The 15,142-nt window shown below is 39.6% G+C and carries 11 protein-coding genes and 1 pseudogene; 8 read left to right on the forward strand and 4 right to left on the reverse strand.

The features are described from left to right. Positions 1 to 188: 188 nt before the first annotated feature. The 3 genes and pseudogenes from DC53_RS0120260 to DC53_RS19650 all read right to left on the reverse strand — a co-directional run bounded on the left by DC53_RS0120260 (position 189) and on the right by DC53_RS19650 (position 4,879). Positions 189 to 3,224: pseudogene (locus tag DC53_RS0120260) on the reverse strand (TonB-dependent receptor plug domain-containing protein). A gap of 9 nt (positions 3,225 to 3,233) precedes the next feature. Further along, positions 3,234 to 4,310: a FecR family protein gene (locus DC53_RS19655; RefSeq protein ID WP_007375284.1), complete on the reverse strand. Its 1,077-nt coding sequence runs from the start codon at positions 4,308 to 4,310 to the stop codon at positions 3,234 to 3,236. After that, on the reverse strand, positions 4,307 to 4,879 hold the full coding sequence (locus DC53_RS19650; protein ID WP_007375285.1) for a sigma-70 family RNA polymerase sigma factor: 573 nt from the start codon (positions 4,877 to 4,879) through the stop codon (positions 4,307 to 4,309). The genes DC53_RS19655 and DC53_RS19650 overlap by 4 nt, the downstream gene beginning before the upstream one ends. Positions 4,880 to 4,997: 118 nt before the next feature. On the opposite strand from DC53_RS19650, the gene DC53_RS19645 reads away from it, so the two are divergent. Next, entirely contained in the window at positions 4,998 to 5,513 is a 516-nt protein-coding gene (locus tag DC53_RS19645; protein WP_033028297.1) for a DUF2937 family protein, read from the forward strand. On the opposite strand, the gene DC53_RS19640 is transcribed toward DC53_RS19645, so the two are convergent. Further along, entirely contained in the window at positions 5,493 to 6,380 is an 888-nt protein-coding gene (locus DC53_RS19640) for a LysR family transcriptional regulator (protein WP_002961497.1), read from the reverse strand. The two genes, DC53_RS19645 and DC53_RS19640, sit on opposite strands and share 21 nt — an antisense overlap. A 122-nt stretch (positions 6,381 to 6,502) precedes the next feature. Between DC53_RS19640 and DC53_RS19635 the strand changes: the two genes are divergently transcribed. The 7 genes from DC53_RS19635 to DC53_RS19605 all read left to right on the forward strand — a co-directional run bounded on the left by DC53_RS19635 (position 6,503) and on the right by DC53_RS19605 (position 15,125). Then, a complete protein-coding gene (locus tag DC53_RS19635) occupies positions 6,503 to 7,153 on the forward strand; it encodes a peroxiredoxin-like family protein (RefSeq protein WP_033028298.1) in 651 nt (216 codons plus the stop codon). Continuing rightward, positions 7,153 to 7,920: a haloacid dehalogenase type II gene (locus DC53_RS19630; protein WP_002961500.1), complete on the forward strand. Its 768-nt coding sequence runs from the start codon at positions 7,153 to 7,155 to the stop codon at positions 7,918 to 7,920. The genes DC53_RS19635 and DC53_RS19630 overlap by 1 nt, the downstream gene beginning before the upstream one ends. Before the next feature lie 224 nt (positions 7,921 to 8,144). Next, positions 8,145 to 8,753 carry a PilZ domain-containing protein gene (locus tag DC53_RS19625; protein WP_033028299.1) on the forward strand — a complete coding sequence of 203 codons (609 nt, stop codon included), beginning with the start codon at positions 8,145 to 8,147 and terminating at the stop codon, positions 8,751 to 8,753. 57 nt (positions 8,754 to 8,810) lie between these two features. Beyond that, positions 8,811 to 9,866, forward strand: a complete 1,056-nt coding sequence (locus DC53_RS19620; protein ID WP_033028300.1) for an agmatine deiminase family protein — start codon at positions 8,811 to 8,813, stop codon at positions 9,864 to 9,866. Beyond that, positions 9,863 to 10,756, forward strand: a complete 894-nt coding sequence (locus DC53_RS19615) for a carbon-nitrogen hydrolase (RefSeq protein ID WP_033028301.1) — start codon at positions 9,863 to 9,865, stop codon at positions 10,754 to 10,756. The genes DC53_RS19620 and DC53_RS19615 overlap by 4 nt, the downstream gene beginning before the upstream one ends. Positions 10,757 to 10,815: 59 nt before the next feature. Beyond that, on the forward strand, positions 10,816 to 14,289 hold the full coding sequence (mfd, locus tag DC53_RS19610) for a transcription-repair coupling factor (protein ID WP_033028302.1): 3,474 nt from the start codon (positions 10,816 to 10,818) through the stop codon (positions 14,287 to 14,289). Further along, the gene (locus tag DC53_RS19605) at positions 14,289 to 15,125 is read left to right on the forward strand and encodes a peptidoglycan binding protein CsiV (protein WP_033028303.1); all 837 of its coding nucleotides are present in this window, start codon (positions 14,289 to 14,291) and stop codon (positions 15,123 to 15,125) included. Before mfd ends, DC53_RS19605 begins: the two co-directional genes overlap by 1 nt. Positions 15,126 to 15,142 lie beyond the last annotated feature (17 nt).

The following is a 15,142-nucleotide window of genomic DNA, read 5'->3' on the forward strand; positions in this document are numbered from 1 at the left end:
AACTAGGCAAAAATTTTTGTATCTAGTTGTTCTAAATGAAAATTTTCAACGACGTTATAGTGCAATTTAATTCATTAAATTGATCAAAGATTTATGCAGGTTGGTATTAGATATAGGATAACTCTTTAAAGTAACAAAAAAGGGCCTTGCGGCCCTTCAACTTTAAATAACAATAGGAGAGTTATTTATTAAAAACGATATTCTGCGCCGATGTAGTAATAAGCACCATTAAAACCAAATGGAGCTGAACGGCGAGAGTATTCAAATACACCGGAGCTGCTTACTACAGTGTTACCGTTAGCATCAACGATTGTGCCTGAACGTGAGTTACCAATTTTGTTTTTGTCTGGGTAAACGTCGAACAGGTTATTAGCACCAATATTCACAGATAAATCTTCTGTTACGAAGTAATTAACTTTAACATCCGTTAATATTTCTGCCTAATAAGTTTGGCTATCACCATCCTCTACGGTGTATTCACCAAAACGATTCAGTGATAAATTAACCGTCCAGTCATCACGTTGATAAAGCGCGCTTAAATTAATGCGATCCTCTGGTTGCCACTCTTCGATGATTGAAATCTCTTGTTCCGAGAATACATCTTCAACCGGCACAGTTTCTAAACCAGAACCTGATGGCGTAAATAACGATACAACATCAGTTTCAGTAAAGTTAGCCGCAAGTGTAAAATCAAGCGTACCGCCTAAGCCTTCTGTATTCCATGTTGCAACAAAATCGATACCACGAGTTTCTGTATCTGCACCATTTAAGAAAAACTGACCAGCGCCTGCACCTGAGCTAACTAAGGCCGCATCTAAGCTTGAAGAAAGCCCTTTACCCAAACGGTTACTAATAACAATACGGTCGTCAATATCAATTGAGTAGTAATCAACTGTTAAGTTGATGTTATCTGTCACGTTGTAAACGATACCTAAACTACGGTTTTGAGATTTCTCTTCTTTCAGTTTTGGAATACCTAAACTTTGTGCAAGTGTTGAGTCATTTCTAAATGTCCCTACTTCCTCAGCAACTAATGTACCATTAGGGCCTGTCACGAACTGCGTACTAATATTGTTAAAGTATAGCTGTTGCATAGATGGCGCTCTAAAGCCTGAACTTAATGCACCACGTAATGAAATATCATCTGTAACCGACCAGTTACCCGCTAGTTTAAAGTTAACAGTATCACCAAAACCTTTGTAGTTATCGTAGCGAAGTGCGCCAGATATAATAACATCTTCAATAAAGTAGGCTTCTGCATCCATGTAAAATGAAATAACATCGCGTGACTCGTCAACCGACGATGCTGGAGATGAACCACCAAAACCTTGTGTGCCACCAGATGCATCTTCACTGCCTACACCACCACTTAACCCATCGTAAATACTTACGCCATTGTTTGTATCATAATCTCGGTATGCATATTCATTACCTTCTAGGATACGGTATTCGTCAGTACGAATCTCAGCACCCATTGCTAAAGAATAATCATCAAAGCTTTGTGTGAAATCAAGATTGATTGTTTGTAGTGAGAGCTCCATGCCATAAGCGTATGCTTCACGTGGAATAGTTGTACGAATATCAGCTGCACTTAAGCCTTGGTCGTAACGTAAAAAATTAGCGTATGAAGCATTAATTGTGTCACTTGTCGTGTAATCAATGCTGTTTTCACCGTAAGTGTAGGATAAATCTAAGCTAGCATCGTTATCAAATTGTGTCTTATAACCAAAGTTATATGAAATATCATCGATCGTTGTGTTGATTTTTGGTAAAAAACCTAGCGGAATCGTCGCATCATTATCTTGTAGTACTGGATTGCCACCCGCATTTGCATTGTGACGGAAAAATGCAGCTGATTCGTTATCACGCGTTGAATAAGTAATAAAGCCATAAAGCTCGCCATCGCCTAACTCATAACCTGTGTTAATTGTTAAACCAAACTGTTGAGAGTCGGCATCACCAATTCTAAATGTATCTCTGTCTGCGGTCACTTCTCGTGGATCGCCAGCCAGTAAAGTACCGTCACTTAATTCTGTACAACCGTAAAATTGGCATGAACCATGTAAACCAGCACGGTTAGTAGGTGAACGGTCGCGATAGTTAATTGTTGCATTTAAATAACCGTCATCGCCTAGTGCAAAACCTTTGTTAAAATCGACGTTAACTGTTTCGCCATCACCTTCTGAATATTGACCATAATTGATAGCCGCTTTACCGCCTTCACTACCATCTTTAAGTACAATATTAATTACACCGGCAATTGCATCAGAACCATACTGAGCCGCAGCGCCATCACGCAGAACTTCAATACGTTTAATAGCTGACGCAGGTATTGCATTCATGTCAGTACCCGCAGTACCACGTCCTACTGATGTATTAATATGAATAATACTTGCTTGGTGGCGACGTTTACCATTGATCAACACTAACGTTTGATCTGGACCTAAACCACGCAATGTGGCAGGTCTTAATGCATCGGTACCATCACTAATCGACGAGCTTGAAAAGTTAAATGAAGGGGCAATAGACTGTAACATACGGCCAACTTCTGTTTGGCCCGTATTTTCAAGCGCTTCCGCACTTAGAATATCTACTGGAACGGGTAAATCTTCAACTGAACGTCCCGCTACACGGCTACCGACAATAGCAATTTTTTCAATTTTTTCTTGAGCAACTTCTTCTGCTGCATTCACACCTTGCGAATTTGCCGCAAGTAACGCTGGTAATATAGCTGCACTGACCGCTGAAAGCTTCATCATGTTGTTATCATTCCTGTTGATTTGTTTGAGTTTTATACTCAGTAATCCATTTTGATCAACAACCGCATCGAGCTCAGTTCCACCTAGTAATGCCTGTAAAGCATCAAGTTGGGTATAAAATCCATATACCGAATTTGCATCATACTGCTTAGCTAACTCATAAGAAAACACCACGGTTTGCTCTGTTTGCTTAGCAAATTCAATTAAGGCTTTGTCTGCTCGCTGCGCTTTTATATCAAATTGCACCATTTGCCCAGTGGTTTGCGTCGCGGCTTGTACACTGATGCTAAAAATAGCGGGGACAAGCACACTTAAACCACCCAATAAATACGTATGGTTACTGCGCAACTTATATAAACAGCTGACAAACAAAAATCCTCTATGGTTTTGTTTCTTTTTTTTAATCTTTTTTTTACGTGATATCTTTATAGGTGCAACTTTATCTAACATTAGCTTGATTTGCATAGCTGCTACTTATGATTCTGTATGGCGTTTAAGACTAACTACATGCTCGCCTAAGCGTTCATGATCAATCGAAAAATTAGTTTGTAAGCTCTCAAGTAAGCCAGCTACATCGCCGGCTTTAAATACACCAGCCACTTTAATACTAGCAAGTTCAGCTGACGACAATTCAAAACGCGTTGCGGTATAACGGCTTACTTCATTTAAAGCATCGCTTAATTGTTCACCATTGAAAATTAACATACCATTTTGCCATGCTAAATCGCGCTGAACATCGCCCGCAGAAAGTTGCGTTATCGGCTTTGTTATACTTTGCTCAATAATCGCTTTCTCGCCCGAAGTAACAATATTTGCATTAATTTTGCGAATTTTTTGCGTACTATTATCAGCAAGTTGATATGCTTTAAAATCATTAGCATCTACAGCAACACTTGGGTCGGTAATCATCACTTTACCTTCGGTAACCACAAGTTCTAAATCTGATGAAGTATTGCGTTGCACATTAAATACCGTGCCTAACGCGGTAAAGCTTTTATCACCAGCCATAACACTGAACGGACGCGTCGTATCTTTAGCCACATTAAATCGCCCTTCTCCACGACTGAGTAATAGCTGCCTGCGCCCTTTGCTGTAAGCAACTTCAAGTAAACTATTGGTATTTAACTGAACAATCGTTCCATCGGGTAAAACATAAGTAGCTTGCTCACCTACTTTCGTTTTATAAATTTTAGTATAATTAACTTTAGCAAGTTCTTGGTTATAACCATTTTCTAAATTGATCAGTAAATAGCTACACACCATTAATGCTGCAAATAAACTGGCTGCAATCGAGTAAGAAAACATCCATCTATTTTTAGACTGTTTGCTACTACGGTGCGGGAATAAATGACTTAATTCGTTTAAAACAGATATTTCATCCCAAAGCTGAGCAAGTTCATATACAGCATCTTGATGAGCAGTGCTTTGCATCATCCACAATTTAAATTGCTCTTTTTCGTCAGCACTTAAGCCGCGATCTATTGCACTTATCCAATTACAGGCTTTTTCGAGAATTAAATCTTTTGAGGTAAATTGATGTACGTTGCTCATTTTGAAACCCTCTCTAGGGGTAACGATTGCACTGACATAATACTTGCATCAGGAAGTTCGTGGGTTTTGTCATGCTCTCGCATATACAACATAGTCTGTAGTAATCCTTTGGCAATGTGCTTTTCAACCGTACTTTGACTTAATTGCATCTCGCTCGCTATCTCTTTTTGGCTCATGCCGTATACTTTTTTTAATATAAAACATTTACGAATTGATACACTTAATTGCTCTGTGGCTTTACAAAAAAGTAAAAAGCGCTCTTTAGATGTGTATTCATCTTCTAGCTGCATTGATTTAAGTAATACAGGCAACTCACTGTCTTGCTCAAGGGATTCGTTAAATTTATTATCCCATTTAGCAATATGATTAAGTGCTAAATGCTTTGCTGTTTTAAGCATATAACTGCGAGTAAATTGAATATCTTGCTTTAAGTCAGCTTCATAGCTTTTTATAAATGTTTCTTGCACAATGTCTTCTACGTCATCGGGCTGAACTATTCGAGAGACAAAGCGCTTAAGTTGACTTGAAATATCAACAAATGTTGACGTAAACGTTATTTTTTTCGTCATCCTTAACTAGCACCTGTTGTTATTTTTATTACCTTTAGATTACGAGTTTTGAGCATAAAAACAAGCAAAATGTTAACTTTGGGTTATTTATATGTATTGTTTTTAAAAAGGAAAGTTTATGAGTAAACTTTTAGACTATATACGATTAAGTTTTTTTGCGTGTGGTTTACTTCTAGGTGTGCAAATACCTGCATTTGTGAGTGATTTTGGGCAAGCTATAAATGCGCAGTTAATTGAAGCTAACAACGCAATTAAGCCATTTAAGAATGACGCAGCGCAATACTTTAATAATGACTTAGATAAACTCATTAAACATTATCAACATTTAGATGATGACATTATTAATAAAGGTGCAAACAATATTAATGTGTTAAATAAACGCCAGCAAGCTTTACAAGCAGCTGTTAATGCGTTTTCTGAATCTCCCTACTTATTTACCATAACCAGTAATTTAAGCGATATAAAACAGCAAGTATGGCAACGCTTTGAAGGTCAAATCATTTTAAAAAAAGACTCTATTATAGCCGCCATTGTTGCAGCCATAATTGTTGCCTTGCTTGCAGAGCTTACTGGTTATTTGTTTTTAACTGGAGTAAAACGCTCATTTAAACGCTTATTCGCAGCTCAAAAATAATGATTTCATAAAATCATAAAATACATCGGTTTTGCGGGTTGTTAAACTATTTTGCGGACGTAAAAACCAAACCGGTGCATCATCTTGTGCCATTACCCCTGGCATAACTTCAACCAAAATACCGTTTTTAAGATCTTCATTAATCGCTATTTTTGACTTAATAGCGATACCATGACCTGCAATAGCAGCTTGTGTCATATTATCGGAGTTTGAAATAGTAAAACGAGTTTTAGCATTAAAGGTATGTATTTTTTTGTGTTCGTCAAAAAGCTTTAACTGGCGTTGCCACGGCAGGCAAACCCAATAATGTTCACTCAATTGCGTTAAATTTTCAGGCATGCCGTACTTTTCTATATAGCTAGGGGCTGCACACAGTATGCGACTATTGTTTACGATTTTACGAGAAAGTAATCCTGAGTCATTTAATTTTCCCACCCTAATTGCAACATCTTGCGCGTCATCAACCACATTTACAAAATGATCCGTTATTAAAAAATCAAGCTTTAGTTCAGGGTAAGCTTGCTCAAACTCATTGAGTTTAGGCATTACGTATTTTGAAAAAACCCAAGGCGGCATGGTCACGCGTAGTAAACCACTCACCGATGAGCTACGCGCGCCAATACTATGCTCAGCATCGTGAAGAGCTTCTATTATAGCCCCCACACGCGTATAAAATATTTCACCTGCGGGAGATAACCGTACTCGCCTGCTATCTCTAAAAACAAGTACTGTAGCAAGCTCACGCTCTAGTTTACTCAAGCGATGGCTCACCGTTGCAGGCGATAAACGCTGCTCGCGGGCAGCAGCAAGTACGCCCTTATTTTCAACTACAGCTATAAATGTTTCTAGGTCGCTTAAATTATACATAAAGATGCCATTGTGCACTTTTCAATGTTTAATATTTTCGAATGAAGCTTTCAGTATTGCAATGTTTATTTAAATATATAAAACACTATAATTGCAAATAGTCTAATTATTGAGGTTCAATCATGAGTTTAAAAGCGCAAATAGATGCCTATAACGTACAAAAAGATGCCAAATTGCCGGCTGACGTTTTGGCACTAATGAACACTACAAACGAAGAGCTAATTGCACAGCATATTAAAGACAATGCATTGCAAATTGGTCAAAAAGTAGAAAACTTTAGCTTAGCCAACCATAACGGCGAAAACATTGAGCTTGCAGATTTATTAAAAAAAGGCCCGGTAATCATTAGTTTTTACCGTGGTGGCTGGTGCCCATATTGTAATTTAGAGCTAAAAGCACTTAACGACTACTTACCACAATTTAAAACTCAAAGTGCTCAGTTAGTCGCAATATCACCACAACTACCTGATGAAACTCTCTCAACTGCACAAAAAAACGACCTTGAATTTGACGTGCTTTGCGATGTGAGCAATAAAGTAGCTGAGCAATTTGGTTTATTGTTTACACTTGATGAGCGTATTCAAGCGTTATACACACAATTTGGTATTGATTTTGAACACTACTACGGCGATAAAAGCTTTAAATTACCGCTACCGGCCACCTATGTGATAAACCAAGAAGGTGTAATTACATACGCATTTTTAAGCGAAGATTACACCCTACGCGCAGAACCTATTGATGTTATGACAGTACTTGAATCGGAGAATAATTAATGTCTATTTTAAAATCGTTAAAAACACTTACTCTTTCACTACTTGTGGGCACAAGCCTTGTATCAGGTTATGCTGTCGCTGATGAACCAAAAGAACAAGCAAAACCTAAAGTGCTTATTTTTGATGTAAACGAAACCCTACTTGATTTAACGTCAATGCGTACTTCTATTGGTAAAGCGCTAGGCGGACGTGAAGATTTATTACCACTGTGGTTTTCAACTATGCTGCACCATTCATTAGTAGATACTGTAAGCGGTAGTTATCACGACTTTGGGCAAATCGGTGTGGCGTCACTTCTTATGGTTGCCCAAAACAACAACATTGATATTACAAGTGAACAAGCTAAAACAGCTATTGTTACGCCTCTTTTAACACTTCCTCCACACAGCGATGTTAAAGAAGGACTGGCAAAACTCAAAGCACAGGGCTATAAGTTAGTAAGCCTTACAAATTCTTCAAACAAAGGTGTAAAGGCACAGTTTGAAAGCGCTGGTTTAATGTCTTACTTTGATGCGCGTTACAGCATTGAAGATATTAAAATTTACAAACCAGACTTACGTGCGTATGAGTGGGTACTTAAAAAGCTAAACGTAGCACCAAATGAAGCAATGATGGTTGCAGCCCATGGCTGGGATGTTGCTGGTGCAAAAGAAGCTGGCTTACAAACCACTTTTATAGCACGCCCAGGTAAAGCACTTTACCCATTAGCTAAAAAACCAGATCACGTTGTGAAAGATTTACATGAATTAGCCGCTCTACTTAAATAAGTACACGCTGATGAATCAATACCCAAGCGGCCAATGTTAGGATGACATTGGCCGCTTTTTTATAACTCCTAGAGCGTGTTGAACTTTACGGTATTTATTCTCATAATCAGCATGTTAAAAAATTGAATGTAAACAAAGTATTTAGCCCGCTATGCGTTATTTTATCTGCTAGTAATTTAGTACTCACAACGCTACTATTAACTAAATACGTGGTGGAGAGTGTAATGAAAAGTCAAAGATTAGGTGAGTTTGAGCAATACTTTCAAATTGATGAAAGTATTAGAGTGAATTTATTAGCTGTGACAAATAAGCAAGTCCCTAAGTCACAACTTGAGCTTGAAGACGACATTCCCCCACTATTTAGATTAGCAAATGAAGTAAGTGAGCTTGAGCAAAGCTCGTTACGCCCACTGCGTAACTTAGGCGATATAGCACAAGAGCTAGCTACTTTTTTACAAGCGCAGTCACGTAAAATAGATTTAATAATGAGCCATATTTTGGCCTCAGAACAAGCCCAAGATAACGCAATACAATGTGATAGCTACGGCGGTGGCGGTATTCGTTTTACATCACCCGAAGTACACTCAATTGGCCAAGCATTTAGAACCAAACTGTTTTTGCACCACGAGGCCTCTGCGGTTTATTGTTACACCGAAGTTGTGGCAGTAGAAAAACAAGATAGCGAACACTACCAATACACTATGCTCTTTACCGCAATTAGAACCACAGACCAAGAACTTATTGTTAGAGCGAGTTTACATGCTCAAACCCGCCAACTTAAAAAACGTCAAGAACTTGATCAAAACCAAGGCGACCTAAACAGTGATAATTAGCTGACATCTTTATGTAAAATGCTAAACTAGCGCCATCTTAATTAGTATATAAAATTCATGAACTTTAGACTTTTACCAGAATGGGCCGAGCAAGACGCTGTTATGCTTACATGGCCTCACAAAGACACCGATTGGGCCGACAACTTAGCGCGTGTAGAACCTGTATATATAGAACTTGCTAAACACATAACAACGCAGCAACAGCTTGTTATTGTGGCGCATAACAGTGCCTTAAAAGTGCATATTACAGCTTTACTAAATAGTGCTAACGTCTCTCTTAATCGTGTTCATTTTGTAGTAACGCCTACTAACGATACATGGGCGCGCGATCATGGTCCGCTTACTTGCGCCGCTATTGATTCACCAGAGCAATTAAAAGTATATGATTTTACTTTTAATGGTTGGGGCAATAAATTTGAAAACGCATTGGACAATCAAATTAATCGTACTTTGGTAAAAGAGCTAAGTAGCACAAACAACCAATATCAAGCGCTCGATATGGTACTTGAAGGTGGCGGTATTGAAATAAACGAGCACGGTGTGTTGCTAACAACCAGTGAGTGTTTGCTTAATAAAAACCGTAACCCTGATTTAAACCCAAATGATATTGAAGCACTTTTAAAAGAGCACTTAGGCGCGACCAGTTTTTTATGGGTTGAACATGGCTATTTAGCGGGCGATGACACCGACAGCCACATTGATACTTTAGTGCGTTTTGCACCAAATAATACCCTTGTATATGTGCAGTGTGACGATAAAACTGATGAGCACTTTAGCGCACTTGATGCGATGGAAAAACAACTAAAAACCTTTAAAACTGCCGATAACACCCCATATAACTTAATTGAGTTACCGTGGCCAAAAGCCGCTTATGACGATGAGCAAACACGCTTACCGGCTACCTACGCTAACTACTTAATTATTAATAATGCTGTGCTTGTGCCAACGTATAATGATGCCAATGATGAGCGTGCTCTTGCGCAAGTTCAAAAAGCATACCCACAACACACTATTATTGGCGTTAATTGCCAACCAATAATTGAACAATTTGGCAGCCTGCACTGTATTACAATGCAATTACCTCGTGGATTTTTAGCTGGAGCAGCACAATGACAAGCCCTGCAAAATTAACCGTTGCATTAGTGCAACAAAGCAATACCGATAACGCTCAAGACAATATGGCAAAATCAATGAGTGCCATTCGTGAAGCAGCTCAAAAAGGTGCAAAACTGGTTGTACTTCAAGAGCTACACCGAAGCCTCTATTTTTGCCAAACCGAAAATGTTGACGTATTTGATTTAGCCGAAACCATTCCAGGCCCTAGCAGTAATGCCTTAGGTGAGCTTGCTAAAGAGCTAAGCATTGTTATTGTGGCCTCTTTATTTGAAAAACGCGCTACGGGCCTTTATCACAATACTGCGGTTGTATTAGAGCAAGACGGCAGTATTGCAGGTAAATACCGCAAAATGCATATTCCTGATGATCCAGGTTTTTACGAAAAATTTTACTTTACCCCAGGTGATATCGGTTTTGAGCCTATTCAAACCTCAGTGGGTAAATTAGGCGTGCTAGTATGTTGGGATCAATGGTTTCCTGAAGCTGCACGTTTAATGGCAATGGCTGGCGCTGAGGTATTAATTTACCCAACCGCTATCGGTTGGGATCCTAACGACGACATTGCTGAGCAAACTCGTCAAAAAGATGCGTGGGTTATTAGCCAGCGTGCCCATGCTGTTGCCAATGGCGTGCCGGTAATTAGCTGTAACCGCGTTGGCCATGAAAGTGACCCTAGTGCGCAAAGCGATGGTATTTCGTTTTGGGGCAATTCGTTTATTGCAGGCCCACAAGGTGAACTATTAGCAGAGGCTAATAATACTGATGAGCAAATTTTAGTAGTAGAAATTGATCAAAAACGCTCAGAAAACGTAAGACGTATCTGGCCTTTCTTACGTGATAGACGAATTGATCACTATAAAGACCTAACAAAAATATACCGAGACTAAGTAACCTTAACTCAAGATGGCTCTTACTTGCTAAGAGCCAACTATAAATGGAGTAATAAATGGCGTTTGAGCAATGGGCAGCCTTGCCTTGGGTAAAATCTCAAAAAGATAAAATTCAATGGGGCCAGCTAAGCGGAAGTGGTTTAAGTATTGCCATTGCTGAAGGCGTTAAACAACAAGACAACTTAGTCTTGATTGTTACGCCTGATACACCAAGCGCACTACGCCTTGAAACAGAATTAGAATATTTATTACCCGATAACCCAGTCATGGTATTTCCTGATTGGGAAACTCTGCCATACGATCACTTTTCTCCCCATCAAGATATTATTTCAGCCCGTTTAGCCACTTTAAATACCTTAAAAAAAGAACAACAAAGTGTGTTAATTGTGCCTGTATCTACCTTAATGTTGCGCACAGCCCCGGCCTCGTTTATTTACGGTTCAACAATAAACTTTAAAGTGGGCGACAAGCTAGACACACATAACTTTCGTGACAATTTAGAGCAAGCTGGTTATTTAAATGTTCAACAAGTAATGGAGCACGGCGAATACGCTATACGCGGCTCTATCGTTGACTTATACCCAATGGGTAGCCCGCATCCGTTTAGACTCGATTTTTTTGATGACGAACTCGACACAATTCGCTTATTTGATGTAGAAACGCAGCGTTCTGATGAAAAAGTAGATAAAATTGAGCTACTTCCAGCGCATGAATTTCCTACTAACGACGCTGATATTGAACGTTTTAGAATAAGCTATCGCGAAAAATTTGGTGCAAGCTCGCAGCAAGACTCTGTATACATGCAAGTAAGCAAAGGTAACTGGCCTGCTGGTATTGAATACTACATGCCGTTGTTTTTTGAAAAGCTCGCGACTATTTTTGACTACCTGCCAGATACAACAACCGTTATGCAGCTGGGTGATTTAGAGCATGCGGCAGATAACTTTTGGCACGATGTAAATGTACGCTATGAAAACCGCAGAGTTGACCCACTTCGTCCATTACTTGAACCTAATGCGCTTTATCAGCCTATTGAAGAGCTGTTTTCTAATTTAGGCAATTTTGCACGTATTAGATTATCCCTTGCAAAGCTTGGCACTAAAGCAGGTAATAAAAACTTAAGCGTTAGCGAGCTGCCAGCCATTCGAATTGATCATAAACAGCATGAACCTTATGGCGCGTTTATAAATTATGTAGCAGAGCAAAAAAAGAAAAAAGGCCGCATATTACTCAGTGTTGAATCGGACGGTCGTCGCGAATCATTGCTGAGCATTTTAAAACCAAGCGGTTTAAAATTTAAAGAATTTGAAACACTCGAACAATTTATAAAAAGTGCAAGTGACGTAGGCGTAATAGTAAGTCCGCTCGAGCAAAGTGTCGTACTTGGCACTAAGCCAAGCCTTTCTATTATTACCGAGCAAGAACTGCTTGGCATAAAAGTATCTCAGCGCAGACGCCGCAAGTACAAGTACGAAGCCAGCCAAGATGCACTAATCCGTAATTTAGCAGAGCTCAAAGAAGGTCAACCTGTTGTGCATCTCGATCATGGTGTTGGGCGTTACCAAGGTTTGCAAACAATTGATGCTGCAGGTGTAGTTACTGAGTTTGTTACGATTACTTACGCAAGTGAAGCTAAATTGTACGTGCCAGTATCTGCATTGCATATGCTTAGTCGTTACTCTGGCGGTGAAGAAGCTAGCGCCCCGCTACATAAGCTTGGCTCAGATGCATGGGAAAAAGCAAAAAAACGTGCGGCTGAAAAAGTTCGCGATGTCGCCGCTGAATTACTCGACATTTATGCTCAGCGCCAAGCAAAACCTGGTAATAAATTTACCCTAGACGCCCCTGCATATCGCCAATTTAGCGATAGCTTCCCGTTTGAAGAAACAGACGATCAGCGCAACGCCATAGAAGCCGTATTAGGTGATATGCAATCAAAGCAAGCCATGGACCGCTTAGTGTGTGGTGATGTAGGCTTTGGTAAAACAGAAGTGGCCATGCGCGCTGCTTTTGTAGCGGTTAACGATGATAAACAAGTGGCCATTTTAGTACCAACTACCCTGCTGGCTCAGCAGCATTATGAAAACTTTAAAGACCGCTTTGCTGATTTTCCTATTGAAGTAGGTGTACTTTCGCGCTTTAACTCCACTAAAGAGCAAAAAGACACACTTGAAAAAATGGCCAACGGTAAGCTCGACATAGTTATTGGCACACATAAACTTATTCAACAAGACATTAAATTTAACGATTTAGGCTTACTTATTGTTGATGAAGAGCATCGCTTTGGTGTTCGCCAAAAAGAGAAAATTAAAGCACTGCGCGCTGATGTAGACATACTCACACTGACTGCAACGCCAATACCTCGTACACTTAACATGGCCATGAGCGGCATGCGCGATTTATCAATAATCGCAACGCCGCCTGCTAAACGTTTAGCAGTAAAAACCTTTGTGCGTCAACGCGATGTAGAACTAATACGCGAAGCAGTACTGCGAGAAATTAAACGCGGTGGCCAAGTTTACTTTTTACATAACAACGTAGAAACTATTGAGCGTGTTGCACAAGAAATTAGTGAATGGGTACCTGAAGCAAGTGTGACCACAGCTCATGGCCAAATGCGCGAGCAAGAGCTTGAGCAAATAATGACTGACTTTTATCATCAAAAATACAACGTGCTAGTATGTACCACAATTATCGAAACCGGTATTGATGTGCCTACGGCCAATACCATTATTATGGATAGAGCAGATAAACTCGGCCTTGCGCAATTGCACCAATTACGTGGGCGAGTTGGTCGAAGCCACCATCAAGCGTATGCCTATTTACTCACAGGTGACCCTAAAGCACTCTCTAAAGATGCGAGCAAACGCTTACAAGCAATCGAATCGTTAGAAGATTTAGGTGCAGGTTTTGCCCTCGCTACACACGATTTAGAAATTCGTGGCGCTGGTGAGTTACTTGGCGATGATCAATCAGGTCAAATGCAAACCATCGGCTTTAGTTTGTATATGGAAATGCTCGAACAAGCAGTAAATGCGCTGCGCGAAGGTAAAGAGCCAACGCTTGAAAACTTACTTCAAAAACAAACCGAAGTAGATTTAAAACTGGCTGCATTATTACCTGATGACTACATACACGATGTAAATGCACGCTTAGGTATGTACAAGCGCGTTGCTAGTTGTGCTAACCTTGATGATATGGATGAACTACAGGTCGAGTTGATAGACCGTTTTGGTTTGCTGCCTGATGCTGCTAAAAACTTATTTAGCCTGCAGCAACTTAAAATGCAAGCCAGTAATTTAGGCATTACAAAAATTGAAGCGAACCCTAAAGGCGGTTACTTTGAGTTTAGCCAAGATACTAAGGTTAACCCTAGCTTCATCATTGGCTTGATACAAAGTGCGCCTAAGGTGTACAAAATGGATGGCGCAAATAAACTGCGCTTTGCAATTAGTGAGGCAAATGCCCGCGAACGCTTAAAAATGGTCACTGCAATGATTGCAGATTTCGAAAAAAAGGTTAGCCATTAATGTTGCTAAAAAAATCGCTTGTTGTTTTATGCTGCTTATTTAGCAGCACTGCATTTGCAGAGCGTTGGTTTGAGGTTGAAGTACTCGTTTTTAAACAACTCCCCGCCCCTTACTTACAAGAAGACTTTAGCCTTAAACACAAAGCTATTGAAGATAAGAACACCCTAGACTTACTAACGCCTCTTTATAAAGAGCAAGCAATGCAGGCCTGCATAGATGGCGATGAGCGTTTTCAAAAACGCTCATTTACCGACTCTTTAGTTAATCTAAATCCACAGTCGAATGTGTGTGACGATAGTATTGACTATATACAAAGCTACGATGAACTCCCGGTAACGCCAATTGCTGAAACGCAAGAAACTATGGAACAAACCTATCTCTTATCACCTGAACAATTACAGTTTAAAACTCAATACACAGAGCTTGTACGAAAAGGATTAACACCTATTCTGCATACTGGTTGGCGCTTTGAAGAAGCGAGTAAGTCCCGTGCACCAAGCGTGCGCTTAATTGCAGGTAAACATATAAGAAATAACATAAACACCATTCCTAGCTACTCAAACCCCGATTTTATCAGCTTACTAAACTCCCAACCTAAGCTATTTAACGATCCAGATAAACTAAACGTTAATTGGGAATTAGAGGGCTTATTTAAAATCCATCTACGTCATTATCTCTACATAACAGCCGATTTTGATATCAGTCAAAAGCTAGAAAATGGCGACATAGAATCAGCCCGCTTTTCACAGTTTAGACGTGTGATAAGCAGCGAGATTCATTACTTTGATCATCCTCGTATGGGAATGATTGTACAAATAAGAAAATTTAATCATTAATCGTATTTACCAAATAG

Source organism: Pseudoalteromonas fuliginea (assembly GCF_000690055.1).
In the GTDB taxonomy this organism is placed as follows: Bacteria; Pseudomonadota; Gammaproteobacteria; order Enterobacterales; family Alteromonadaceae; genus Pseudoalteromonas; species Pseudoalteromonas fuliginea.